The sequence below is a fragment of the Haloarcula salina genome, assembly GCF_010119195.1.
In the GTDB taxonomy this organism is placed as follows: Archaea; Halobacteriota; Halobacteria; order Halobacteriales; family Haloarculaceae; genus Haloarcula; species Haloarcula salina.
In genome coordinates, this window is record NZ_WRXL01000002.1 from 631,914 (window position 1) to 655,411 (window position 23,498).

A 23,498-nucleotide genomic window follows, 5' to 3' on the forward strand; every position below is an offset into this window, starting at 1 on the left:
TGGTCTGACGCTAAATCACAGGACTGAAGTATCGTGACTTCAGGTTCCCGACAGAGCAGTTCTCACCGGGATGACTACGAGTTAGTCTCGAAAAAACACTCGCACGGTGGTGTGTGCCCACCTCCATCGAGAACACTTGAAACACTTGAACGGTGGTCGTGGATTTTATATATGACCGACCGAAAGGTGGTCCACGGATGGTCGACGTGAACGAGAACCCCTTCGACGGGACCGACGCGATCTTCGAGCGGAAGCAGCCACTGAAGAAGGACACGTTCACTCCCGACACGATCTTCCACCGCGACGAGGAGATCGAGTTCTACATCAACGCGCTCCAGGACGTGATCGTCGGCCACGACCCGAACAACGTCTTCGTCTACGGACCCACCGGCGTCGGGAAGACCGCCGTCACGAAATGGGTCAGGGACAAACTCGAGGAGAAGGCCGACGCGGAGGAGATCCCGCTCACCGTCGTCGGCCCGATCAACTGCCGGAACTACCGGTCTGCGTACGCGCTCGTCAACACGCTCGTCAACGAGTTCCGCGACCCCGAAGACCAGCTCCCGGAGAGCGGCTACAGCACTGACAGCGTCTTCGAGTTCCTCTACGAGGAGATCGAGGCCGTCGGCGGGAACGTCCTCATAATCTTAGACGAGATCGACAACATTCCGGCGGACGCGCGAAACGACTTCCTCTACGAACTGCCGCGGGCGGAGGCAAACGAGAACACGCCGATCACGGACGCGAAGGTCGGTCTCATCGGCATCTCGAACGATCTGAAGTTCGTCGACGTGCTGGAACCGAAAGTGAAGTCGACGCTGGGCGAACGCGAGATCAAGTTCGGGCCCTACGACGCGAACGAACTCAGGGACATCCTCGGCTACTACGCCGACATCGCGTTCCGGGACGACGTCCTCGGTGACGAGGTGGTCCCGCTGGCCGCGGCGTTCTCCGCTCAGGAACGCGGCGACGTGCGCCAGGGGCTCCGAATTCTGGAGAAAGCCGGGGAGTACGCCCGGATGGAGGGTACAGAGGGCGTGACGGAGGCTCACACGCGCCGCGCGACAGACACCATCGAGACCGACGAACTCCTCGACTACTTCGAACACGACCTCAGCTCACAGCAGGCGCTGACGTATCTGGCGACGACGCTCGCTCTCATCGAACCGAAACACGAGGCGTCGACGAAGCGAATCTACAATCTGTACTCATCTATCGCGGAGTCCAGCGGCCGCCGGGTCAAGTCCGAGCGCAAGATCTACGAGTTCCTCGATCAGCTCTCGATGCAGGGACTCGTCCGCTCCGCCGAGCGGAATCTCGGTCGGAAGGGCGGTCGTAAGTACATCTACGAGGTCACCGACGACCCGGCCGACATCATCAGCGCCGCGCTCCAGTCCTCTTACAGCGACGCCGTCCCGAGCAACGTCGATGGCATCCTCGAACACTATCTGGAGGGGGAGGCGACCGAGTTCGAGGCGCCGGACACCACCGACGACGAACAACAGAACCTCTGGCAGTTCACCTGAGGTCGAACAGAACCTCTGGCAGTTCACCTGAGGTCGAACAGAACCTCTGGCAGTTCACCTGGGGCCGGCCGCCGCAGGATCGGAGAACACTTGCAGCGTGGTGTGTGGGTGTCCGTCAGTTATCGGTGGTACCAGGCGCTATCGCGACGGAGAACAGTTGCAAGCCGGTGTGTCATCCGGCCGTTCGGGGCCTCTGTGACCGGAGAAATACCGGGCTATCGGTCCGATTGGCGGTGGAAACACTTGCACGGCGGTGTCCGGTGGTCGACGGGCGTCGGGACGGACCGAGACCCCCCAGCCATCGCTGAAAACACTTGCAGGGTGGTGTGGTCCCGGAACACGGCGGTTCAGGGTGTGTAACGGGGGGCGATACTACCCCTGCGGAACACTTGCACGGTGGTGTCCCGCGCTCTCGGGTACAGGACGAAACCGATCGAACCGTCTCGAAACCGCTGAAAAACACTTGCAAGGTGGTGTGGGTCGGTGAGACGGCAATTCGGTATCTGATCCGGGAGCCACATCGGATTCGAGGACTGGGACTGTCACAGGGAACCGTCGCTCTTCACGAGAAACACTTGCAGGGTGGTGTCTCAGCGACAGCATCGGCCGATACGTCGGCGGTCAAGAACACTTGCAGCGTGGTGTGTGACGGCACCACGTTCCACTGGTGAGAGCGCCCTGTCCGCTCCCACGATCCGGCCCGTCACTGGGGCGCCTGATTGTAGATGAGGTTCCGCTGGATGTCGTTGGCTCCTTCGTAGATGACCGGGATGCGAACGTCGCGGTACACCCGCGAGATCCGGTTCTCCGTCAGGACCGACCGACCGCCGTGCAGTTGCATCCCCCGTTCAGCGCAGTCCATCGCGGCCTCTGTCGCCTGCGTCTTCGCGAGCGCCGCCCAGTAGCCCGCGTTCTCCTGATTCGCGACGCGGTCGGCGGCGTGCCAGGTCAGCGTGCGGGCCGATTGGAAGTCCAGTTGCATGTCGGCCAGTTTGTGCTGGACCGCCTGGAACTCGTCGACCGTCCTGCCGAAGGCCTCGCGGTCGTGGACGAACTCCCATGCCTCCTCGATGGCCGCCGCGGCGAGTCCGATACCGTGGCCGCCGACGATGGTCCGGCCGTGATTGAAGAACTCCGCGAGCATGTAGAATCCGGCCCCTTCGACGCCGATGAGGTGGTCCTCCGGGATCCGGCAGTCGTCGAGGACGATGTGGGCCTGCTTGGACGCCCGAAAGCCCATCTTCTCCGGGATGTGTTCGGCGTGGTAGCCGTCGGCGTCGGTCGGCACGATGAACAGCGAGTAGTTCCCGTAGCGGTTGTCCGGGTCGTCGCCGGTCTTGGCGTACAGCGTGACCCAGTCCGCCTCGACGCCGTTACCGATCCAGTACTTCTCGCCGTCGAGGACCCACTCGTCGCCGTCCTTCTCCGCGGTGGTCGACATCCCGGCCAGGTCGCTGCCCGTCTCCGGTTCGGAGACCGCGAGCCCGGTGAGCTTGTCGTTCGCCGCGACCGGACGGAGGAACTCCTCTTTCTGCCACTCGTCGCCGTGGTCCTCGACGATCTCGGCCCCGAAGCTGGCGAGCTGGAGCGTCAGCGCGATGCCCGCGTCGGCCTTGTAGAACTCCTCGGCGACGGCCAGGACCTGTTGGAGGTCGAACCCGCGGCCGCCCCACTCCTCGCCGATGTCCTGTGCGACCAGCCCGGCGTCCATGCCGGCTTCGAGGACTTCCCACGGGTATTCGCCCGAGGCGTAGTACTCGGCCGCCGCGGGCTCGATGTGCTCCGTCGCGAACTCGCGGGCCGCTCGCTTGACCTCGCGTGCGTGCTCCGGGACGAGTTCTTCGGACAGTAACTCCATATCCGTATCACGGCCCGAATTGGCATATAATTCGTGAAACTCGGACAAACCTCGGTGGGATTGTTCCCGAAAATTCGCTGATAATCGGCCAGCACGCTTTTGGGTCGCAGTAGCCAGGGTCGGATATGAACCGTCGTGACTACCTCATCGCCGGCGCGAGCCTCGGAACGGCCGGACTCGCCGGGTGTTCGTTCCTGGCCGCCGCCGCGACACCCGCGCCGAACGTCCCGAAACAGCGACTCGACGACGGCGGCTGGACGCGCACGAACCAGGCCTCCGAGACGGTGCTCGAACGGAGCTACGGGCCGGTCACCATCGAAGCGGTGTCGAACACGGTCCAGTACGTCGACGAGCAGTTACAGGAGCGCGTCGCCGGCCGAACGCTCGAACAGGTCCAGACCGCCCTATCGGTGTTTTTCGCGACTCGCGTCGACTTCAGCCCGAACCTCGACAACCTCCCCGCCGGAGCCGGGCGGGCGGAGCTCCTGAGCCAGGTGCAGTCGAACGCACGGGAGACCTTCGAACAGCAGATGCGGAACCAGGGCCTGACGGACATCGAGAAGACCGGCGAAGGGACACTGGATATCGACACCGGCGAGACGGCCGAGACGATCCGGCTCTCTGCCGCGTACCCTTTCCAGGGAATCGGCTTCGACGTGACCGAGGACAAGTCGGTGGAGATTCCGCCGGCCGACATCGACATCGCGGCGCTCCTCGCCGTCTGGCACCACGGCGACTACGTCCTCATCTCCGGTGGGGCCTATCCGGCCCAGAACTTCGATCAGGTCGTCGAGAACTCCCTGAGCGAGGGGATCACGGTGACCGTCGACGTAGATCTCGGCCTCGAACCGGAGGCGTACCGGACCGAGATCAGAGGGCTCGTCGCCGGCGTTCAGTAGTCGGGTGGGTCGCTCGATCCAAGTGGGACGGCCCGCTACTCCGGTGCGGCGTCGTCCGGCACGCGCCCCTCGACGAGGGACTCGTCGCCGTACGCCTCGCGGAGGGCCTTCTTGTCGAACTTCCCGGTCGCCGTCTTCGGGACCTCGTCGATGACGACGAAGTTGTCCGGGACCCACCACTTCGGATACGAGTCGAGGATGTACTCGCGCAGTTCGTCGCCGAGCGTGTCCTCGTCGGCGTCGGCCGTCGGGACGATCATCGCGAGCGGGCGCTCCTGCCAGCGCTCGTGGGGGACGCCGATGACCGCCGCCTCCGCGACGTGCTCGTGGGCCATCAGTTCGTTCTCCAGTTCGACCGACGAGATCCACTCGCCGCCGCTCTTGATGACGTCCTTGGCGCGGTCGACGATCTCGATGTAGCCGTCTTCGTCGACGGTGACCACGTCTCCGGTCTTCAGGTAACCGTCCTCGAAGTCCGTCCGGGTGGCGTCGGGGCGTTCGAAGTACTCGGTCGTCACCCACGGTCCGCGGACGTAGAGTTCGCCGAAATCCTCGCCGTTGTGCGGGACCTCGTTCCCGTCGTCGTCGACGACGCGGAACTCCAGGCCGGGCGAGACGAGGCCCTGTTTCGAGCGCTTGGCCAACTGCGTCTCGTAGTCGGCGTCCCGCAGGTCGCTCTTGAGGGTCGCCACCGCGCCGACCGGAGCCGTCTCGGTCATTCCCCACGCGTGGACGAGCTCCACGTCGCGGTCGTCGAAGAAGCGAATCATCGCCTCCGGGGCCGCGCTCCCGCCGACCACGAGGCGGTCGAGCGACGAGAGGTCGACGTCGTTCTCCCTGACGTACTCCATCAGGCCGAGCCACACCGTCGGGACGCCCGCGGTGACCGTGACGCGCTCTTCCTCGATGAGCTTTGCCAGGTCCGCCGGATCGGGCTGTGGGCCCGGGTAGACGTGTTTCGCGCCGCCGGCGGTCGCCGAGAACGGCAGTCCCCAGGCGTTGACGTGGAACATCGGGACGACTGGCATCACCACGTCGTCGTCGGCCAGCGGGATCCCCTGGGGGGACTGGATCCCCATCGTGTGCGCCCAGAGCATCTGCTGGGTGTACTCGACGCCCTTCGGCCGGCCGGTCGTCCCCGAGGTGTAACAGAGGCCGGCGGGTCGGTCCCCTTCGAGGGACGGCCAGTCGTACTCCGTGGGTTGGTCAGCGATGAACGACTCGTAGGCGACGGCGTCGAGGTCGGTCTCCGGAAGTTCGTCGCTCATCACGACGTAGCGCTCGACGGACTCGAAGGGCTCGGGGTCGTCGGCGACGGCCCCTTCGAGCTTCGGCAGCAGCGACACGTCGACGAAGATTGTCCGGTCCCGCGCGTTCTCGACGATGTACTGGATATGCTCGTCCGGGAGGAGCGGATTGATCGTGTGCAACTGCGCGCCGATGCCGGGGACGCCGAAGTAGGTCTCGAAGTGCCGGTTCGTGTTCCAGCAGAACGTCCCGAGTCGCTCCCCGTCGCCGTAGCCGGCGGCGTCGAGGGCGTTCGCTAGCTGGGCAGTCCGGTCACCGTACTCGGCGTAATCGTACCGGACCAGCCCCTCGTTGGTCCGCGAGACGATCTCCGTGTCGGCGTACAGTTGCTCGGCGCGCCACAGGAACGGTCGCAGCCGCTGGGAAGAACCTCCTGGCATACCGTGCCCCAGGGGCGCATGACACATGAAGATCTGCTAAATTGTTCATGGAAGAAACGGAGTTTATCCGCGAGGTGAGTCCTACACCTCGATCTCTTGCATGAGGTCCACGAGCTCTTCCAGTTCCGGGAACGTGTAGACCTTGACGTTGATGTCGGACTCCAGCGCGTGGACGCGCGAGTCGAACATCAACGCCATCTCGTTCTCGCGGTCGCCGACGAGCTGGTCGACCATGCCGCTGCCCGGCCCGAAGGTGAAGTTCGGCGTCGAGATGTCGATGGTCGTATCGAGGACGTTCGCCCAGCCGTCGATGAAGCCGCTGGTCATGATGTTGCCGATCTCCTGGATGGCGGATCGCTCCATGTCGGTGAAGCCGTTGGCGTTCGGATCCGTTTCGCCCATGTCGCCGATCATTCCGCTTGCCAGGTCCTTCGCGCTGGCGGCGTTGAACAGAAAGAGGATGTGGCCGTGGGGCTTCTCGACCATCTCGATACTGATACCGATCTGCTTCTGGTCGCCAACGTGGGTCTTGATGTCCGGGATGTCGATGAAATTGATCTTGGTGATCTCCATCTCCGTCTCCATCCCCGTCATCTGGCTCAGGTGGTTCGCGACGGTGTTCCCGCCCTCCTTTGCCATCTGATTGAACAACCCGAGCTTCCGTATATCTATCATCAGACTCATGCGTTAGGACTAGCCGTTGGCCCTCAGTTACCCTGCCTCCTACATAAGCTATGCACCCGCATTTTCGCAGACGAGAATCGGAGCCGACGACCGCCGGACTCAGAACTGCTCTGCCGTGTCGATCCCGATGACGACACCGCTCTCGTCGTCGAAGTTGTCGTCGCCACGTACCGACGCCGCGAACAGCAGCTTGGCCTGTTCGGTGTGTGCGTGCCTGGCCGCGTCGGCCACCGCGCTCTCGAACTCGAACTCGCCGAGGAGTTCGTCCCAGGTATCGTCGGCGACGCGGTAGGCCCGGGTCCCGTCGACAGTGACGTAGTCGACGGTCCGCTCGAACCGGCCGTGTCGCCCGATGAGGTCGGCGTGGAGGACGACCAGTGCGTCGCACAGGTCGCGCTCGTCGACGCCGGCCCGCTCGGCCGCGCGCTCGATGACGGCGCTGTCGAGGCCCGATTCAGTCGCTGCCGTCCCGGTGTCGGCGTCCGCCATATCTATGACATTCGTTAGCACACTACTATAGCGTTTGGGTACACGGCCGCGACCAGCCGAATGACGGCTCAGTCGACGCGGACGCTCACGGCGACGCCCTCGCCGAGCGGCAGCAGTCCGGTCTCGAACGCTGGGTCCTCGCCCACGCGCTCTAGATAAGCGGCGATCCCGCGACTCGTCTCGTTGGCGTCGACGTCCTCGCCGTCGAGCAGCGCGCGCACGTCCTCGAAGTCGAGCGGGCCGGCCTCGATCATGTTGTCGGCGACGACGGCCCCGCCGACCGGTACCTTCTCGCGGACCGCCTCGAACGCCTCGGCGTACCGGTGCTTCTCGTTGTCGATGAGGACCACGTCGAAGGGGCCGTCGTACTCGTCGACGATGTCAATCGCGTCGCCGTGCTCGAAGGCCGCACGGTCCGCGAAGCCCCCGCGTCCGAGGTACTCGCGCGCCTCGGCCAGTTCGTCGGCGTCGATCTCCGTCAGCACGATTCGTCCCGAGTCGGGGATCGCAGGGGCCATCCAGTACGCGGAGTAGCCGAATCCGGACCCGAACTCGAAGACGCGCTCGGCGTCGACCATCCGCGCGACGAGGCGGAGCCAACCGCCCACCGCCGGGCCGACCGTCGGGAACCCCTCGCGGTCGGCCTTCGCGTCCATCTCCGCGATCACATCGTCGGCGTCGGGCGCTATCGTTCGGGCGAACTGCTCGGTGACCGCCGGCAGCGGTGTCTCGTCCATGTCGGTGTATGCCGCCAGCGGCGATATAAAGGTACGACGTGGCGGCGGCTATCCGAGTTCGAGGCGCTCGACGTACCGCATCGCCGACTCCAGCGCGGGGTTCGGATAGTACTCGACGGTGTTGCCGTCGGCGTCGTACGAGAGGATTCCGAGGTCGTCTAGTCGGGGAAGATGGTTGTGCGCCAGCGACACGCTCACCTCGTCGCGCGACTTCGGCGTCTTGCGCGCTGGGATAGATCTCTCGCGCTCGTAGACGCGCTCGACGAGCTCGCCGAGGTCCATCGTGTGTTCCGTGCGGTCTTTCAGGTGATAGAGCAGGCACCGACGCCGCGGTGAGGAGATCAGTTCGAGCACCTGGTCGAAGGAGTAGGGAATCGGGATGGTCTCTGGTTCCTGCGGGTTCCCCTTCGCGACCCCGCCCGGCGGCGTGACGGAGTCGCGGAACGTCGGCGCGTCGTCGTTCGGGGAGCCGGTGATCGTCCAGCCGTGGTCCGGGATGTACTCGCACACCACGTCGTACAGCGGGCGAAACATCTCGACGGTCTCTTCGCTGTTTGCCTCCGGGTCCAGGTGGTGGTGACACATCACGCCCATCTCGCTACACTGTCGGTTGAGCGCGGTCACGAGCGAGATGACGCGATCGCGCTCCCACTCGTTCAACAGGTCTGTGAGCGAGTTGAGACACAGGACCGACGGGCCGTCCGCGGCCTCCCACCGGCCGAGGTGACGGGAGACTGCGAGCCCAATGTCGATCGGCTCGACGGACGACTGGAGCGTTTCGAGCGTCAGTGAGGGAAACGCGCCCGATCCGGCTGCCTGGGATTCGGCCGGGAGTTGACTCCCTGCGTCGAGGATGACTGCTTCCTCCGGCATCTCGTCGTCCAGTTGCTGCTGCCAGAGCGAGAGCTGTGAGTCGGGGGAATCCGTCATCGTGATACAGATGGCTCTCGAGTCGCGCAGACCGTGCTCGGAGAGGAGGCTGGTACAGCCCTCGCACTCGGCGTCGCTCCCGGACCGTGCCAGTAACAGGACCGAAGACGTGCTGTCGATGAACTCGTTCGGTGTCTCTGGCCCGCCGGTCATTGGCTGTTGTATCGTACCAGCAACCATAAACCCATCAATCAAAAATAGTTCGGGGTTCGTGACATCTAATTGTCCAGTGCTCACAGATAACACTACCGTATCGTTCAGGACTCACACGGCCGCGCTGTCCCGCTCCGGGTCGGAGTTTCCGGGGACGGGGCCGCCCTCACACAGAGATAACCGTCACTAGCGCGATGATTTCGCCGACCGTCCGCACGTGCAGACGGCGCAGTTCTGGCGCGAGACCGAGGATTTTTGCGACGGTACGCGAAAACTACGACCATGCCGGTCATGGCGAGCGACGACTTCTCCATCCACGCCGACGGGTGTGACCAGTTCGACGACGGGATGCCGATCTCCTCGCTCCCGGACGAGGTCACGTCGATCGAGGACCTCGACTGCGAGTGCTGGAGCGGGTTCGACTCGCTCGACGAAATCGAGTGACGAGGCGTCAGACGTCCCAGTAGTCCGGTTCGTTGCCGGGTTTCCACTTGATCGAACAGCCGCGAGACGGCTTCTCGGCGGCGGTGACGTCCTCGCCCGCGAGAAGCGTCTCGACGTGGGCCGCCATCTCCCGTTCGCTCGGTTCGTCGTCAGGATTCGGCGCGTCGTCGAGGCGCCCGTGATAGGCCAGTTTGAACGCCCCGCCGTCGTTGCGGAACAGGAACGGGTCGGGCGTGCAGCGAGCGCCGTAAGCCGCCGCGACCTCCTGTGACTCGTCGAAGAGGTACGCGTCGTAGTCGATGTCGCCGCGCTCGACGAGCTCTTGCATCCGCTCGAAGGAGTCGTCGGGGTACTCTTCGGGGTCGTTCGCGTTGATCCCGACGACGGCGAGGTCGTCGTAGTCTGCCGCGAGGCGATTCAGCTCGTCGATCTTGGCCTTCGCGTAGGGACAGTGATTACACGTGAACACGACGAGGAGGGCCTCGTTGTCGGCGAACTCGGCCAGCGAGTGCGTTTCCTCGTCTGTTCCGGTGAGTTCGAACGACGGGGCCTCGTCACCGCGCTGGAGCACGTCGGATTCCGAGTCGAGTGAGACCATCGACGACGACTTCGACCGCCCGAAATAAAACCTCACGGATGCTCCCGATCGACCGGAGTTCCACGACGGGGACGCGCTCAGGCGTCCGACTGCTGGTCTCGGACCGCGTCGTCGAACGCCAGTGCCGCGTCGAACACCGGGCTTCCGTCGTCGACGGAGAACACCGTCTCCTCGCCCTCGTCCCCGTGCTTCTCCAGCAGACCGACCGTCACCAGTTCTTCGAGCGTGCCGTCCAGATACAGCGTCTTCAGCGGGACGCCGGCCACGTCGCTCAGTTCAGTCTTCGTGTACCGCTCGGTCGGATCGAGTTCGAGTACAGCGTCGATCACCGCCGCTGCCCCGTCGTACGCGGCGATGAATGCCCACCCCGATTGTGAGTCGCTGCGTCGTTCACCCTCTTCGAACATTACCGAATCCTTACCGTGGACGGTATTAAAACCATCTCCGGCCCGGATGCGACGCGTTCTCACCATTGAGCAAGGCTTTTGTCCGCCTCGCTCCGCCACCTCTGTATGAGCAGTCGCCGCGAGATACTGGACCTGCTACGGGAGAACGCTCGCTACACCACCGAGGACATCGCTCGGCTGACGGACTTCTCGGAGAGCGAGGTAGCCGAGATCATCGAGGAGTTCGAGGAGGCAGGCGTCATTCGCGGCTATCAGGCGGTCGTCGACTGGAACGCCGTCGAGACCGACGAGGAGCGCGTCCGCGCCACGGTGGAACTCAACGTCACGCTTGACCGCGAGACGGGCTACGACGACATCTCCGAGCGCATCGCGAAATTCCCGGAGGTGACCTCGCTCCGACTGGTCAGCGGCGACTACGACTTCGATCTCGAGGTCGAGGGCGACTCGATGCGAGAGGTCTCGCACTTCATCAGCGACAAGATCGCCCCGATCCCGGAGATCACGCAGACCGTGACCCACTACATCATGGAGTCCTACAAGGAACAGGGCATGGAGTTCGACGACCACGACGACGACGATAGGCTGTCGGTCTCACCATGACGCTCGAACCCGCCACACGCGTCGACAGCGTCCCTCCGTCCGGGATCAGGCGCTTCTTCGAACTGGCCGAGGAGATGGACGACATCATCTCACTCGGCGTCGGCGAGCCCGACTTCTCCGCGCCGTGGGCGGCCCGCGAGGCGGCTATCGCGTCCCTCGAACGCGGGCGGACGTCCTACACGGCCAACCGCGGGAAGCGGGAACTCCGTGAGCGGATCGCGGACTACGAGGCCGCCACCCACGGCCTCCAGTACGACCCCGACGAGGAGATCCTCGTGACCGCGGGGGCGAGCGAGGGACTCGACCTGGCGTTCAGGGCGCTGCTGAATCCCGGTGACACCGTGGCCATCGCCCAGCCCTGTTACGTCTCCTACGTCCCCGGCGCGACGTTCGCGGGCGTCGACGTGGTCGACGTGCCCACGCGCGCCGAGGACGAGTTCAAGCTCACCCGGGAGGTGCTGGAATCGACCGGCGCGGCCGACGCCGACGCGCTCGTCTACTGTTACCCGAACAACCCTACCGGCGCGACGATGACGGGCGACGAGATCGCCGAGGTCGCCGCGTTCTGCCGCGAGAACGACCTCGTCGTGTTCGCCGACGAGATCTACGCCGACCTCACGTACGAACACGAACACACCTCGATCGCGTCGCTCCCCGGGATGCGCGAGCGGACGGTCGTCTTCAATGGCTTCTCGAAGGCGTTCGCGATGACTGGCTTCCGACTGGGCTACGCGATGGCGCCGCCCGAGGCGATCGAGGCCATGAACCGCATCCACCAGTACTCGATGCTGTCCGCACCGACGACCGCCCAGTACGCCGCGATCGAGGCCCTCGATAACTGCCGCGACGAGGTCACCGAGATGGCCGCCCAGTACGACCGCCGACGGAAGTACGTCCTCACCCGCTTCGAGGAGATGGGCATCGACTGTTTCCCCGCCGCCGGTGCCTTCTACGCGTTCCCGGAGTGCCCCTGGGACGACGCGGACGAGTTTGCCGAAGCGCTCCTGCAGGAGAAGCGCGTCGCGCTCGTGCCGGGATCGGCCTTCGGCGCGGGCGGCGCTGGGCACCTCCGCGTCTCGTATGCGACCGGGCTGTCCGACCTCAAGGAAGCGATGGCTCGAATCGAGTCGTTCATCGAGTAGTAATCACCTCCTACTCCAGCCGTCTGCGCTATCTCGACCGGACCAGCCCAACGTGATCGACGTTTCGGTCGGTAGTCGCTAACTCCGCTCGACTCCGTCTTCACTCGGTGCGACCGCGACCGATTTCGGGTTTCTTCGCCGAAACGTTCAGTATGGATGACTTACTATTGTAGTCAGACTTGGATGGAACCGATTAAAAGTATATCTTATCATACATTTTCTGGGCGTAAAGTTTTTTCCTGCGTACCAGGAGATGAATAACAATGGCTATCGATGACACTGGGGGAGGCGGTTCGGATCAGGCCAGTGGGGGCGGCCTGACTGACCGCTCGGCCCGGGTCGGCGAGTACACCTGGGACGACCTCCGACGTGAACTCCACGACGGCGGTCGGTTCGACCGAAGCGAATACCTCGGCTTCGAACCCCGAGATCTCCCAGACCGCATCGAAGACGCGGCGAGCGCCGGGAAGACGCTCGACGACCATTTTCAGGAGTTTCTGGATCCGGAGACCACCCCTGTCGCGAAGGACGTCTACTCTTGGGAGCATTTTAAACGGGAATACTACTACGAGGACGGCAGCCGTCCGCGCGACGGCGAGGGTGCGATCGTGCCGTTCGACGCCAGCGAGCATCTCGGCTTCGACCCGGATCACACTGAACACAAACTATCCGCCGCGGAGGACATCGCCAGCGAACTCCACGAGTACGTCGACGAGAACACGGTCGACGTGAACCCAGACCTCGACGAAGACGAGTTCTTCTCGACGCGCGAGGGCCACACGACGGTCGTCAACCGATACGACCTCGAGAAGGCGGTCCCGCAGGCGAAGAAATCCCACTTCTCGGAACTCGAACGCTACTGGGTGAACAAGCCCTACGCCTGCGTCGTCATCTTCCACTCGCGCAAGGAGAACGAGAAGAAGTACTACGTCGTCGAGCCGTACCTCAATGCCATCGAGATCGACCTCCGAGAGTTCCTATCGGGCAAACTCAAGACCGCCATCAAGTACTCAGAGGACGACGTCATCGTCCAGGGGACGGACGCGGACCGGGCACAGGTCATCCAGCGCGAGGCCGAACAGCTCCTCTCGCGGTACGATCTCTACGACGGACCGGTCGACGCCAGCGGGAGCGAGAGCGTCCTCGGCCAGGTCAAGGAACTGTTCGGTCTCGACGAAGGCGAGAGTGACGAGACGACGGGGCCGCTGACCGGCCTCTCGACTCGCCCGGAGCCGGCCGTCATCGAGGACGACGAGTCGCAACTGAACGAGTACCAGGTCGAGAAACTGCTGTACATGCTCAAGCGGGACTTCGTCGGCTACGCCCGCATCGACGCGGTCAAACACGACATCAACGTGGAGGACATCTCCTGTGACGGCTACAACTCCCGCGTCTTCGTCTACCACACCGACTACGAGCAGATCATCTCCAACGTCGAACACGGCAAGGGCGAACTCGATGACTTCGTCGTGAAACTGGCCCAGCGCTCGGGCAAGGGCATCTCGAAGCGCCAGCCGCAGGTGGACGCGACCCTGCCGGACGGGTCACGCGCCCAGTTGACGCTCGGCCGCGAGGTGTCGGATCACGGGACCAACTACACCATCCGTCAGTTCAAGGACGTACCGTTTACCCCCATCGACCTCATCAACTGGAACACGTTCTCGCTCGACGAGATGGCGTTCCTCTGGCTCTGTATCGAGAACAACAAGAGCCTCATCTTCGCCGGCGGGACGGCGTCCGGGAAGACCACTTCGCTGAACGCCGTCTCGCTGTTCATCCCCTCTAACTCCAAGATCGTCTCCATCGAGGACACGCGGGAGGTCGAGCTCCCCCAGCGGAACTGGGTGGCGAGCGTCACCCGCCCCTCCTTCGGTGAGGACGACAAGGGCGACGTCGACGAGTTCGACCTGCTGGAGGCCGCACTCCGGCAACGGCCCGACTACATCGTCATGGGTGAGATCCGTGGCGAGGAGGGGCGAACGCTGTTCCAGGTCATGTCGACCGGCCACACCACGTACACGACCTTCCACGCCGACTCCGTGGGCGAGGTCATCAAGCGCTTTACGACCGAGCCGATCAACGTCTCGAAGACGCTGTTCACCGCGCTGGACCTCGTCTCCATCCAGACCCAGACCCGGGTCGACGGCAGCAAGGTGCGCCGGAACAAGTCGCTGACCGAGATCAACGAGTACTCCGCCGAGAACGACGAGATCAACGTCAGGGACGTCTACGAGTGGCGCGCCGAGACGGACGAGTACATCCAGATGGGGAACTCGAACACCCTCGAAGAGATCAAGTTCGACCGCGGGTGGACACAGGAGAAGCTCGACGAGGAACTGTTCAAGCGCAAGGTCGTCCTGGCGTACCTCATCGAACAGGGGCTGAACACGTACACGCAGGTGGCCGCGACGGTGCAGGCGTTCGTCAACGACCCCGAGACCATCCTGACGCTCATCGCGAACGAGCAGCTCGAACTGTCGCTCGAAGACCTCCGCGAGATGGAGTCCGTCAAGATCGACATCGAGCCGGAGAAAGAGGAGATGGTCCCGCGTCCCGACGCCCCGCCGGAGATGGTCGAGGAGACCAAGCAGGTCCTCGACAACGCACAGCCGCTGTTCGACACCTACAAGAGCCGCGAGACGCCGGACATCGTCTCGGCCCTGATGGACGGAGACACGGACGCCGACGACGCCGGCGAGGACGACAGCATCGACTTCGGCCAGTTCGTTCCCAAGGCCGGCGCGGAGGCAGATAGCGAATGAGCATGGACACACCGGGACAGAAACAGCTCGGGAGCGGCGGTGCGCTCGGCGACACGTTCTACCCGGTGTACAAGATGGTGTTCGACGAGGAGGGCGACTTCGTCGACAGCGTCGAGAACAAGCTGGCACAGGCCCGGATGGCCGACAACGTCGAGATGTTCCTCGCGCGCGCCCTCGCTGTCGGCGTCATCGCGGGCCTCGCGCTGTGGCTCGTCGGGACGCTGCTCGGTTACCTCCTCGTCCAGTTGCTCTTTGCCGGCGGAGAAGCCCCGACGCTTATCGGCATCCCGGTCCCGGAGAACGTCTCCGCCATCCTCGACGTGTTGAAGGTCCCGTTCCTGGTGCTCGTGACCGGAGTGATATTCGGCGCGATCGGATTCGCAATCGGGTTCGGTTCGCTCGTCTCCATCCCCTACTTCCGGGCGAGCGCCCGGAAACGAGAGATTAACGTCCTCCTCTCGGACGCAGTCTCGTTCATGTACGCCCTGTCGGTCGGCGGGCTCAACCAACTCGAGATCCTGCAGGCGATGGGACAGGCCGAAGACACCTACGGGGAGGTGGCAAAAGAGTTCCAGTCTATCGTCCTCGAGACGGAGTACTTCGACACCGACTACCGGACCGCCGTCCGGAACCAGGCGATTCAGACGCCGTCGGACGAGCTGTCGCAGTTTCTGACCGACATGCTCTCGATCATCAACTCCGGCGGGGACATGACCTCGTTCCTCGAAGATCAGAAGGAAAAGCACATGCGGACCGCCAGACAGGAGCAGAACAAACAGCTGGAGACGCTCGAACTGTTCGGCGAGATGTACATGACGCTCTCGCTGTTCCCGCTGCTTCTCATCATCATCCTCGTCATCATGTCGATGATGGGCAACGCCCAGCAGTCGCTCATCTACGGGACCGTCTACGGGCTGATCCCGCTGACCGGCCTGGGCTTTCTCGTCCTTGTCTCGACGGTCACGCAGGACTCCATCGGCGACGGCTACCTCCGGTCGCACGCCGGCGAAAAGGAACTCGTCGTCGACGAGGGCGTCGGCGTGTTCAATCTCGGCCTCATCGAGAACTACGCCGGGACCTACGGCGTCTTCGACCGGATCAAGCGCCGCGAGGGGACCTACGAACTCATGGAGATCCTCAAGCGACCGGACCTGTTCTTCCGCGACCATCCGCTGCTCGTCCTCGGGCTGACGATTCCGACTTCGATTCTCGCGATCGTTGTGGCCATCGTCCTCGGCTGGGCGCCGCTGTCGCTGGACGGGATGATCGCGGTTCCGGTCCGCTCGACGTTCTTCTGGGTGTACGTCCCGATGTACATCAACTTCGTCCCGCTGATGATCTTCTACGAGTGGAACCTCCGCTCGCGGAAGGCGATCATCGGGAATCTCTCGGAGAACCTCCGCAAGCTCGCGTCGGCCAACGACACCGGAATGACCCTGCTCGAGTCGATCAAGGTCGTCTCCGAGACCTCCGCGGGCAAGCTCTCCGACGAGTTCGAGACGATCCACGCGAAGGTGAACTACGGGACGAGCCTGAAAGACGCGCTTCGGGAGTTCAACAACAAGTACCACGTCCCGCGGCTGGCCCGAACGGTGAAGCTCATCGCGGAGGCACAGGAGGCCTCCAGCCAGATTCAGGACGTGCTCTCGACGGCCGCACAGGCCTCGGAGAACCAGGACGACATCGAGCGCGAGCGCAAGTCGCGAACGCGCATGCAGACGGTCATCATCATCATGACGTACCTGACGCTACTGGGCGTCATGGCGCTGCTGAAGACGCAGTTCCTCGACGTGATGGCCGGGCTCGCAACGCAGGCGTCCGGATCGAGCGGCAGTGGCGCGCCCGGCGGTAACTTCGGGGGCAGCGTCGACACGGACCTCCTGTCGATGCTGTTCTTCCACGCGGTGACGCTGCAGGCGCTGCTGTCGTCGTTCATCGCGGGGTACATCCGCGAGGTGAAGCTCGTCGCCGGCGTCAAATTCGCGGTCATCCTCTCGACGATCGCACTGGTGGTGTGGATCGCCGTGGGGTAGCGAACTCCGGGGGTTTCGACAGCGAACGAACAACGCGACAAACGGGGTGTGGGACATGGATACAAGAGCACAAACACCGCAGGACTTCGCCGTCGGGGTGAGCGTCCTGCTCGTGACGATCATCGGGGTACTCGCGTTCGTACAGGGCAGTGCTATCGCCGTGTACGAGTCCCCGGACGTACAGCGCAGCCAACCGATCGCGGACCGTACCGCGACCTACCTGGTCGAGAACTTCACGGTCGAGGGGACGCGAAACCATCTCGTCTACAACACGACCGGGGGGATCAACGCGTCGCTCGATGCTGACACGGCCGAACTCGACGCGCTGAAGGCGGACGCCGGACTCCTCGTCGCGTCCGAGAGACGGGCGAATCCGCGCGTGAACGTGACCATCGTCAACGCGTCGACGCTCTTCGAGAGCCGACGTGCACCGGCGGTCGACGACGGCGACACGCTCGCCTGGGGACCCGACGCGACGGACCGGCAGAACGTCGCGCGAGCGACTCGCGTCGTGAAACTGACCAACACTGACCAGTGCGATCCGGTGTGCTGGCTCGTGGTGCGGGTGTGGTAACATGCGGGGACAGGCGTACACGCTCGAGGGCGTGCTTGCGGCCATCGTCGTCGTGACGGCGACGGTGTACGGACTCTCGGCGGTCGACACCGGACCGTTCCAGACCGGCGCGGAGCAGCGGACGGCCGAACTCGACGCGCGCGCGGCAGACCTCCTCTCGCTGGCTGCCGAGACCGGAACCCTGCAGAACGCGACGCGGTGTTACAGCGTCGGGGCCCCGACGCTCAACGGGAACCAGACCGGGAGTACGACCGAATTCGAGCGGATGCTCAACCATACGTTCGATCGGCAGGGCGACGAGTACAACATCTATCTCAGTTACTGGGATCGGGGCGCGAACGACAGGAAAACCGATCTCGTCTCACAGGCGGCGACTCGGAACGCGGCCGATAATCCCGCCGATGCGGCCGTCGCGACGGAGACGGTCACGCTGACCGACGACATGCCAACGCGCATCGGCGACTGTAGTGGCACCGGGCCGCCGCTCTCCGCCGTCGGCGACTACTTCGCTCCGGACGCGAGACCGGACTCGATCGTCTACAACGTCGTGGAGGTGCGCCTGGTCGTATGGTAGCGCGTGACCGCGGACAGTTGCTGTTGATCGGCGGCGTCGCCATCGCCATCGTCGTTTTCAGCACGATCCTCTTCGCGCACAGTCTGGCCGTCACCGACGCGATCGCGACGACGGGAAGCGCCCAAAGCATCGAGCGACTCGCCGATCGCGAAGCGTCCGTGAACCGCGACCTCGGGCGCCTCGCAGTCGAGACCCGCGGCGACGACCTCGACGGGTACGAGACGCGCTATCGTGACGCCCTCTCGAACTACACGGTGACCTACAACCGGGTCGTCGGGAGCCGCGACGGAACGTACCTCAACGCGACACTCAACGAGAGCGCGTCGCTCGGGACCGAGGTCAATCAGACCAAAACACCCGCGAAGCAGTTCAAGGAGCCGGGTGGCGGCGGCGGGAACAAGTGGAACTTGGTGAACGAAAGCACTCGCATCGTGGTGTTCAACATCACGTATGTCGACCTCAACGGCGGTGGGAATCCGACCACTATCGTCGTCGAGAACGCGACGGATCGCTGGACGATGACACTCGATGGCACGCCGCCGGGAACACAGAAAGAGATACTCGTCAACGGCGTCTCCAGATGTTCGGGTAGCGGGACGGCCCACCTCGAGATTCTATCCGGAACGTGTGAGGTCGCGGGCTCGACTGGAACGTACCCGACCTTCGCCAGCGAACTTGAGGGCCCCTACAACGTCACGATCAAACACGGGGCCCAATCAGATGTCCGGTATCGATTTGCCGCACTCGGCGATTTCTCAGACATCCATTCCGATCACAAAGCGCCCTACCCGGTCGTTCCCGCGGTCGACACCACGTACGACACGCCGTCGGCGAGCTACAACCGGACGGTCTTCGTGGAGGTGAACAGCACGTGATGGACAGACTGCGTCGGGACGACCGTGGCGTCTCACCGGCGGTGACGCAGGCGTTGACGATCGGCATCACGGCGCTGCTGGTGACGGGTCTCCTCATCGGCGGGAGTCAGATGGTCGAGTCCCAGCGCGAGCGCGTGACCGAAGAAGCGCTCGAGAACGTCGGCGACGGCGTCGCGAGGGACCTGCTCCGACTCGACGCGTTCGCCACGTCCGATCTCAATGGCTCGGTGGCCTTCCGAGCGACGTATCCCGATCGGATCGCCGATCAGACGTACAACGTGGAGGTGACCGCCGACGCTTCGCGCACGCGCGTTTACGTGAACGCGACGGCGATGGATCGGTTCGCGGTCGTCCGGTTCAACAACGAGACGGCCGTCTGTCGGTCCTTCGCCAGCAGCGGGCCGATGATCGTCAGGTACAACGCGACCACCGACTGCATGGAGGTGGTCCGCGGATGAGGGGGAACGAGATCGCCCGCGACGACCGCGGTGTCTCTGACCTGCTCGCGTTCACCTTGACTTTCAGCATCATCGTGGGCGGAATCGCACTGGTCTCTCTCGGCGGCCTCGGTGCGTTCGAGACGATACAGCGTGGGGCCGCCACGGACGTCGCAGAGACGACGATGGTCGGGTTCGCAGAGACTACGAGCGACCACGTTCGCGACGGCGCGCCGCGTCGGACGACCAGCATCAAGCTCCAGGGACACGGCCTCTCCCAGCGGTCGTCCGGGATCAACGTGACGGTCGACGGTGACTCAACAGTGATACAGAGTCGGTCGCTCGTCCGCGAGACCGACAGTGGTACCGACATCGTCTACACCAGTGGCGCGGTGTTCAGAGTGCAACGCGAGGGACTGGTCGTCTCGCGAGAGCCGTCGTTCCGGTGCAGTCCGGATAGCGCGTATCTCTCCGTACTCACACTCACGGGCCAGACGAACTTCTCCGCGGCGAATCGCGTGACACTCGAGACGTCGCTCCGGGACGAGACACTCGTCTCTCCGAAGGCCGGTGACGCTCCGTCTGCAGCGACGGTCTCCGTCAACGTCTCTAACACCGCCTATCCCGCCGCATGGCAGCGACTCTTCGAGCGAAACGCGCCTCGATGGAAACCGCACCCGAGCGAGTCGTACACCTACCGGTGTACGGGCATCGATCGCGCCGTAGTCCACAACACGTCGGTTAGCCTTCGGACGATCTCTTGACGGGCGCTCTCTGGTATTCGCCTGTGGGCTGCCAGCGACCCAATCGTCGCAACGCTCGGGCGCTTCGCTACGTGTCACAAACCTGTCGGCGTGCGTGAAAATCTGATTAATATCTCTCGAGTTGACGAGGATATTACGATTTGAAATACAGAAACCGGCTATAGATCCCTGAATACGATGAATTAGATGGACTATTTTAATCCTGATATTTACTTGTGAATAAATTTCAGTGATAGAACGTGATAACTGTTGGCAAGGTAGTACTATTAGCCTCCAATTACAAGGGTTGGTTACTAATGAAGAAACAGGAGCTCATTCACCTTCACAGCCTTCTCGCACAGGTACAGCACCACTACGAGGCCGAAGCCGATTCTGAAGTCGAACACGACCGATACGCCGATCTCGGCGTCAAACCGACATCGATTCACAAGTCGAAGACCGACCACAAGGAAGCTGTTTTCGCGCTCGCTACCGAACTGACGACGGAGATGGCCGAGGCAACCGACGAGCCGCGCCCGATGGCTGCCGACTGACCCGTTCGACTCGGATCGGCTCTCACTCGACGATTCTCATCTCAACGCTTTTCGCTTTCTTCGACTGGATCGTGTCCCCCCTCGATTCGAGGGCCCCTGCATGGCACACGCTATCGTAACTCTCAGATGACTTATACAGCGGGCGCACGTATTTATGCTGTGAGCGACGATTCAGGGCGGCGGAATCTCCGCATGCCTACAAGCGACGAACTGTTTGCAGTGGTCACAGAACACCTCGGCGGCAACCACGTCCGCATCCTCTGCGAGGACGGCGAGACCCGAATGGGACGGATTCCGGGCCGGATGAAGTTCCGAACCTGGATCAACGAGGACGACATCGTCCTCGCAGAGCCCTGGGACTGGCAGGACGAGAAGGCCAACATCGAATGGCGCTACAAGGGCCAGGACGCCGACCAGCTCCGCGCCGAGGGCCACATCGACTCCCTGACCGCATAGTCACACCGTACTGACTCGAACCGACCAGCGAACGCAACACAGCGCGACTTCTCCGAACCCATCTCGAGCTTCGTGACGCATAGCGTCGGCCACGCGCGTACGAGACCTCGAAATAGGCTTGCTCAATACCGCTACCTATTGATATGTAATGCCGTCTCGCCGCCGCCGAGCGATCAGATATGATAGATTTCGATAAGGTATGTGTGTCGAACTCTCATTATCTGGCCGCTGTCTTGCGAATATGTGTGTGTGGGCATCACGTTACGTATGCGTCGTGTGCAACCGACACAGGGCGGCTGCGAGACGATTCATTTATATGTACCCCACCCATCCGAATGAATGCGAAGGTCGCACCGGGCGGCGAGCCCGGGACGACACAGCCCACGTCGGCCACCTGGCCGATCGGGCTACGAGAGTTCGTCGTCTTCCCCGTCTGGGGTCGGCGACTGCTCACCCCATGAGGATTCCACCCCTGCGGTCCGCCGTTAAGATGGAATCTGATGTGAGCCCACGGACCCATGCAGTAGTCACCATCGACGTAGGAATCGATGGGTTAGCTTCCGACGGAGTGCAACCACTTCCGCCGCTGATGTATATCAGCACATTCCGGTTGATCCTGCCGGAGGCCATTGCTATCGGAGTCCGATTTAGCCATGCTAGTCGCACGAGTTCATACTCGTGGCATATAGCTCAGTAACACGTGGCCAAACTACCCTACAGACCGCAATAACCTCGGGAAACTGAGGCTAATAGCGGATACGACTCTCAGACTGGAGTGTCGAGAGTTGGAAACGTTCCGGCGCTGTAGGATGTGGCTGCGGCCGATTAGGTAGATGGTGGGGTAACGGCCCACCATGCCGATAATCGGTACAGGTTGTGAGAGCAAGAGCCTGGAGACGGTATCTGAGACAAGATACCGGGCCCTACGGGGCGCAGCAGGCGCGAAACCTTTACACTGCACGACAGTGCGATAGGGGGACTCCGAGTGCGAGGGCATATAGCCCTCGCTTTTCTGCACCGTAAGGTGGTGCAGGAACAAGGACTGGGCAAGACCGGTGCCAGCCGCCGCGGTAATACCGGCAGTCCAAGTGATGGCCGATATTATTGGGCCTAAAGCGTCCGTAGCCGGCCGGACAAGTCCGTTGGGAAATCGACCAGCTCAACTGGTCGGCGTCCAGCGGAAACTGTCCGGCTTGGGGCCGGAAGACTTGAGGGGTACGTCCGGGGTAGGAGTGAAATCCTGTAATCCTGGACGGACCACCAATGGCGAAAGCACCTCAAGAAGACGGACCCGACGGTGAGGGACGAAAGCTAGGGTCTCGAACCGGATTAGATACCCGGGTAGTCCTAGCTGTAAACGATGCTCGCTAGGTGTGCCGCAGGCTACGAGCCTGCGCTGCGCCGTAGGGAAGCCGAGAAGCGAGCCGCCTGGGAAGTACGTCTGCAAGGATGAAACTTAAAGGAATTGGCGGGGGAGCACCACAACCGGAGGAGCCTGCGGTTTAATTGGACTCAACGCCGGACATCTCACCGGTCCCGACAGTAGTAATGACGGTCAGGTTGACGACTTTACCCGACGCTACTGAGAGGAGGTGCATGGCCGCCGTCAGCTCGTACCGTGAGGCGTCCTGTTAAGTCAGGCAACGAGCGAGACCCGCATCCGTAGTTGCCAGCAATACCCACGTGGTAGTTGGGTACACTACGGAGACTGCCGCTGCTAAAGCGGAGGAAGGAACGGGCAACGGTAGGTCAGTATGCCCCGAATGGACCGGGCAACACGCGGGCTACAATGGCTCTGACAAAGGGATGCGACGCCGAGAGGCGAAGCTAATCTCGAAACGGAGTCGTAGTTCGGATTGCGGGCTGAAACTCGCCCGCATGAAGCTGGATTCGGTAGTAATCGCGTGTCAGAAGCGCGCGGTGAATTCGTCCCTGCTCCTTGCACACACCGCCCGTCAAAGCACCCGAGTGAGGTCCGGATGAGGCCAGCATGCGCTGGTCGAATCTGGGCTTCGCAAGGGGGCTTAAGTCGTAACAAGGTAGCCGTAGAGGAATCTGCGGCTGGATCACCTCCTACTGACCGGGATTGGGGCATCGCCCCAACCCACCTACATTGACTGGTGACCACAAGTCACCGCGAGTCGGCAAGCGCCGACTACTGCTTGGGCCCGCTGGGCTCACGAGACCTATCCGAGGCGGATATCCCCTCGCGGGGATGTCGGGTGCAACTCCCGACAGGTCCGTACCTCGTGCCGGTTCCGAACCGTGCCCCTTAAGTGTGGGACGGCGATGGGATATGGTACGACGACAGATGCACCAAGCCGGGTCAAACCGC

23 protein-coding genes and 1 rRNA gene are annotated in these 23,498 nt (G+C 63.0%); 16 read left to right on the forward strand and 8 right to left on the reverse strand.

Annotated features, from left to right (window positions below):
• Nucleotides 1-197 precede the first annotated feature (197 nt).
• Nucleotides 198-1,526: a Cdc6/Cdc18 family protein gene (locus tag GM656_RS08270; protein ID WP_162413184.1), complete on the forward strand. Its 1,329-nt coding sequence runs from the start codon at nt 198-200 to the stop codon at nt 1,524-1,526.
• A 703-nt stretch (nt 1,527-2,229) separates the two neighbouring features.
• Here GM656_RS08270 and GM656_RS08275 read toward each other — a convergent pair.
• Nucleotides 2,230-3,384, reverse strand: coding sequence for an acyl-CoA dehydrogenase family protein (locus GM656_RS08275; protein ID WP_162413185.1), 1,155 nt, complete (start codon nt 3,382-3,384; stop codon nt 2,230-2,232).
• Between the two features lie 125 nt (nt 3,385-3,509).
• On the opposite strand from GM656_RS08275, the gene GM656_RS08280 reads away from it, so the two are divergent.
• Nucleotides 3,510-4,283, forward strand: coding sequence for a DUF6517 family protein (locus tag GM656_RS08280; protein ID WP_162413186.1), 774 nt, complete (start codon nt 3,510-3,512; stop codon nt 4,281-4,283).
• 35 nt (nt 4,284-4,318) lie between these two features.
• On the opposite strand, the gene GM656_RS08285 is transcribed toward GM656_RS08280, so the two are convergent.
• The 5 genes from GM656_RS08285 to GM656_RS08305 all read right to left on the reverse strand — a co-directional run bounded on the left by GM656_RS08285 (nt 4,319) and on the right by GM656_RS08305 (nt 8,964).
• On the reverse strand, nt 4,319-5,971 hold the full coding sequence (locus tag GM656_RS08285; protein ID WP_162413187.1) for a long-chain fatty acid--CoA ligase: 1,653 nt from the start codon (nt 5,969-5,971) through the stop codon (nt 4,319-4,321).
• A gap of 81 nt (nt 5,972-6,052) precedes the next feature.
• Nucleotides 6,053-6,655: a chemotaxis protein CheC gene (locus GM656_RS08290; RefSeq protein WP_174242950.1), complete on the reverse strand. Its 603-nt coding sequence runs from the start codon at nt 6,653-6,655 to the stop codon at nt 6,053-6,055.
• Between the two features lie 99 nt (nt 6,656-6,754).
• Nucleotides 6,755-7,144 carry a hypothetical protein gene (locus GM656_RS08295; RefSeq protein ID WP_162413189.1) on the reverse strand — a complete coding sequence of 130 codons (390 nt, stop codon included), beginning with the start codon at nt 7,142-7,144 and terminating at the stop codon, nt 6,755-6,757.
• A 68-nt stretch (nt 7,145-7,212) separates the two neighbouring features.
• Entirely contained in the window at nt 7,213-7,881 is a 669-nt protein-coding gene (locus tag GM656_RS08300; RefSeq protein WP_162413190.1) for an O-methyltransferase, read from the reverse strand.
• A 48-nt stretch (nt 7,882-7,929) separates the two neighbouring features.
• Nucleotides 7,930-8,964 carry a DUF7504 family protein gene (locus tag GM656_RS08305; RefSeq protein WP_162413191.1) on the reverse strand — a complete coding sequence of 345 codons (1,035 nt, stop codon included), beginning with the start codon at nt 8,962-8,964 and terminating at the stop codon, nt 7,930-7,932.
• A 282-nt stretch (nt 8,965-9,246) separates the two neighbouring features.
• On the opposite strand from GM656_RS08305, the gene GM656_RS19060 reads away from it, so the two are divergent.
• The gene (locus GM656_RS19060; RefSeq protein ID WP_174242951.1) at nt 9,247-9,408 is read left to right on the forward strand and encodes a hypothetical protein; all 162 of its coding nucleotides are present in this window, start codon (nt 9,247-9,249) and stop codon (nt 9,406-9,408) included.
• A 7-nt stretch (nt 9,409-9,415) separates the two neighbouring features.
• On the opposite strand, the gene GM656_RS08310 is transcribed toward GM656_RS19060, so the two are convergent.
• Together GM656_RS08310 and GM656_RS08315 are read right to left on the reverse strand one after the other, a co-directional pair.
• Nucleotides 9,416-10,006 carry a thioredoxin family protein gene (locus tag GM656_RS08310; RefSeq protein WP_162413192.1) on the reverse strand — a complete coding sequence of 197 codons (591 nt, stop codon included), beginning with the start codon at nt 10,004-10,006 and terminating at the stop codon, nt 9,416-9,418.
• Nucleotides 10,007-10,083: 77 nt separating this feature from the next.
• Entirely contained in the window at nt 10,084-10,413 is a 330-nt protein-coding gene (locus tag GM656_RS08315) for a hypothetical protein (RefSeq protein ID WP_162413193.1), read from the reverse strand.
• A 105-nt stretch (nt 10,414-10,518) separates the two neighbouring features.
• On the opposite strand from GM656_RS08315, the gene GM656_RS08320 reads away from it, so the two are divergent.
• The 13 genes from GM656_RS08320 (at nt 10,519) to GM656_RS08375 (ending at nt 23,238) form a co-directional block, all read left to right on the forward strand.
• Nucleotides 10,519-11,013, forward strand: a complete 495-nt coding sequence (locus GM656_RS08320) for an Lrp/AsnC family transcriptional regulator (RefSeq protein WP_162413194.1) — start codon at nt 10,519-10,521, stop codon at nt 11,011-11,013.
• Complete coding sequence (locus GM656_RS08325; protein WP_162413195.1) at nt 11,010-12,155, forward strand: pyridoxal phosphate-dependent aminotransferase; 1,146 nt, start codon at nt 11,010-11,012, stop codon at nt 12,153-12,155. Before GM656_RS08320 ends, GM656_RS08325 begins: the two co-directional genes overlap by 4 nt.
• Before the next feature lie 263 nt (nt 12,156-12,418).
• The gene (locus GM656_RS08330; protein WP_162413196.1) at nt 12,419-14,917 is read left to right on the forward strand and encodes a type II/IV secretion system ATPase subunit; all 2,499 of its coding nucleotides are present in this window, start codon (nt 12,419-12,421) and stop codon (nt 14,915-14,917) included.
• Nucleotides 14,914-16,950 carry a type II secretion system F family protein gene (locus GM656_RS08335; protein ID WP_162413197.1) on the forward strand — a complete coding sequence of 679 codons (2,037 nt, stop codon included), beginning with the start codon at nt 14,914-14,916 and terminating at the stop codon, nt 16,948-16,950. The genes GM656_RS08330 and GM656_RS08335 overlap by 4 nt, the downstream gene beginning before the upstream one ends.
• A gap of 55 nt (nt 16,951-17,005) precedes the next feature.
• On the forward strand, nt 17,006-17,524 hold the full coding sequence (locus tag GM656_RS08340) for a DUF7287 family protein (RefSeq protein ID WP_162413198.1): 519 nt from the start codon (nt 17,006-17,008) through the stop codon (nt 17,522-17,524).
• Between the two features lies 1 nt (nt 17,525).
• Complete coding sequence (locus GM656_RS08345) at nt 17,526-18,098, forward strand: DUF7288 family protein (RefSeq protein ID WP_162413199.1); 573 nt, start codon at nt 17,526-17,528, stop codon at nt 18,096-18,098.
• Nucleotides 18,092-18,973 carry a hypothetical protein gene (locus GM656_RS08350; RefSeq protein WP_162413200.1) on the forward strand — a complete coding sequence of 294 codons (882 nt, stop codon included), beginning with the start codon at nt 18,092-18,094 and terminating at the stop codon, nt 18,971-18,973. Before GM656_RS08345 ends, GM656_RS08350 begins: the two co-directional genes overlap by 7 nt.
• A complete protein-coding gene (locus GM656_RS08355; RefSeq protein WP_162413201.1) occupies nt 18,973-19,431 on the forward strand; it encodes a DUF7266 family protein in 459 nt (152 codons plus the stop codon). The genes GM656_RS08350 and GM656_RS08355 overlap by 1 nt, the downstream gene beginning before the upstream one ends.
• Nucleotides 19,428-20,174: a DUF7289 family protein gene (locus GM656_RS08360; protein WP_162413202.1), complete on the forward strand. Its 747-nt coding sequence runs from the start codon at nt 19,428-19,430 to the stop codon at nt 20,172-20,174. The genes GM656_RS08355 and GM656_RS08360 overlap by 4 nt, the downstream gene beginning before the upstream one ends.
• A gap of 296 nt (nt 20,175-20,470) precedes the next feature.
• A complete protein-coding gene (locus tag GM656_RS08365) occupies nt 20,471-20,707 on the forward strand; it encodes a UPF0058 family protein (RefSeq protein ID WP_162413225.1) in 237 nt (78 codons plus the stop codon).
• Nucleotides 20,708-20,866: 159 nt separating this feature from the next.
• Nucleotides 20,867-21,163 carry a translation initiation factor eIF-1A gene (locus tag GM656_RS08370; protein WP_162413203.1) on the forward strand — a complete coding sequence of 99 codons (297 nt, stop codon included), beginning with the start codon at nt 20,867-20,869 and terminating at the stop codon, nt 21,161-21,163.
• Nucleotides 21,164-21,498: 335 nt separating this feature from the next.
• Nucleotides 21,499-21,624, forward strand: a complete 126-nt coding sequence (locus GM656_RS19480; protein ID WP_277815045.1) for a hypothetical protein — start codon at nt 21,499-21,501, stop codon at nt 21,622-21,624.
• 142 nt (nt 21,625-21,766) lie between these two features.
• Nucleotides 21,767-23,238: ribosomal RNA gene (locus tag GM656_RS08375) — 16S ribosomal RNA — on the forward strand.
• Nucleotides 23,239-23,498: the final 260 nt, after the last annotated feature.

Excerpts from the sequence above, each read along its gene's own strand:
- GM656_RS19480 (WP_277815045.1), top strand. The coding sequence starts at position 21,499 with ATGAATGCGAAGGTCGCACCGGGCGGCGAGCCCGGGACGACACAGCCC.
- GM656_RS08350 (WP_162413200.1), top strand. The coding sequence starts at position 18,092 with ATGGTAGCGCGTGACCGCGGACAGTTGCTGTTGATCGGCGGCGTCGCC.
- GM656_RS08295 (WP_162413189.1), bottom strand. The coding sequence starts at position 7,144 with ATGGCGGACGCCGACACCGGGACGGCAGCGACTGAATCGGGCCTCGAC.
- GM656_RS08355 (WP_162413201.1), top strand. The coding sequence starts at position 18,973 with ATGGACAGACTGCGTCGGGACGACCGTGGCGTCTCACCGGCGGTGACG.
- GM656_RS08280 (WP_162413186.1), top strand. The coding sequence starts at position 3,510 with ATGAACCGTCGTGACTACCTCATCGCCGGCGCGAGCCTCGGAACGGCC.
- GM656_RS08285 (WP_162413187.1), bottom strand. The coding sequence starts at position 5,971 with ATGCCAGGAGGTTCTTCCCAGCGGCTGCGACCGTTCCTGTGGCGCGCC.
- GM656_RS08365 (WP_162413225.1), top strand. The coding sequence starts at position 20,471 with ATGAAGAAACAGGAGCTCATTCACCTTCACAGCCTTCTCGCACAGGTA.
- GM656_RS08330 (WP_162413196.1), top strand. The coding sequence starts at position 12,419 with ATGGCTATCGATGACACTGGGGGAGGCGGTTCGGATCAGGCCAGTGGG.
- GM656_RS08305 (WP_162413191.1), bottom strand. The coding sequence starts at position 8,964 with ATGACCGGCGGGCCAGAGACACCGAACGAGTTCATCGACAGCACGTCT.
- GM656_RS08335 (WP_162413197.1), top strand. The coding sequence starts at position 14,914 with ATGAGCATGGACACACCGGGACAGAAACAGCTCGGGAGCGGCGGTGCG.
- GM656_RS08360 (WP_162413202.1), top strand. The coding sequence starts at position 19,428 with ATGAGGGGGAACGAGATCGCCCGCGACGACCGCGGTGTCTCTGACCTG.
- GM656_RS08315 (WP_162413193.1), bottom strand. The coding sequence starts at position 10,413 with ATGTTCGAAGAGGGTGAACGACGCAGCGACTCACAATCGGGGTGGGCA.
- GM656_RS19060 (WP_174242951.1), top strand. The coding sequence starts at position 9,247 with ATGCCGGTCATGGCGAGCGACGACTTCTCCATCCACGCCGACGGGTGT.
- GM656_RS08270 (WP_162413184.1), top strand. The coding sequence starts at position 198 with ATGGTCGACGTGAACGAGAACCCCTTCGACGGGACCGACGCGATCTTC.
- GM656_RS08340 (WP_162413198.1), top strand. The coding sequence starts at position 17,006 with ATGGATACAAGAGCACAAACACCGCAGGACTTCGCCGTCGGGGTGAGC.
- GM656_RS08320 (WP_162413194.1), top strand. The coding sequence starts at position 10,519 with ATGAGCAGTCGCCGCGAGATACTGGACCTGCTACGGGAGAACGCTCGC.
- GM656_RS08345 (WP_162413199.1), top strand. The coding sequence starts at position 17,526 with ATGCGGGGACAGGCGTACACGCTCGAGGGCGTGCTTGCGGCCATCGTC.
- GM656_RS08310 (WP_162413192.1), bottom strand. The coding sequence starts at position 10,006 with ATGGTCTCACTCGACTCGGAATCCGACGTGCTCCAGCGCGGTGACGAG.
- GM656_RS08275 (WP_162413185.1), bottom strand. The coding sequence starts at position 3,384 with ATGGAGTTACTGTCCGAAGAACTCGTCCCGGAGCACGCACGCGAGGTC.
- GM656_RS08325 (WP_162413195.1), top strand. The coding sequence starts at position 11,010 with ATGACGCTCGAACCCGCCACACGCGTCGACAGCGTCCCTCCGTCCGGG.
- GM656_RS08300 (WP_162413190.1), bottom strand. The coding sequence starts at position 7,881 with ATGGACGAGACACCGCTGCCGGCGGTCACCGAGCAGTTCGCCCGAACG.
- GM656_RS08290 (WP_174242950.1), bottom strand. The coding sequence starts at position 6,655 with ATGAGTCTGATGATAGATATACGGAAGCTCGGGTTGTTCAATCAGATG.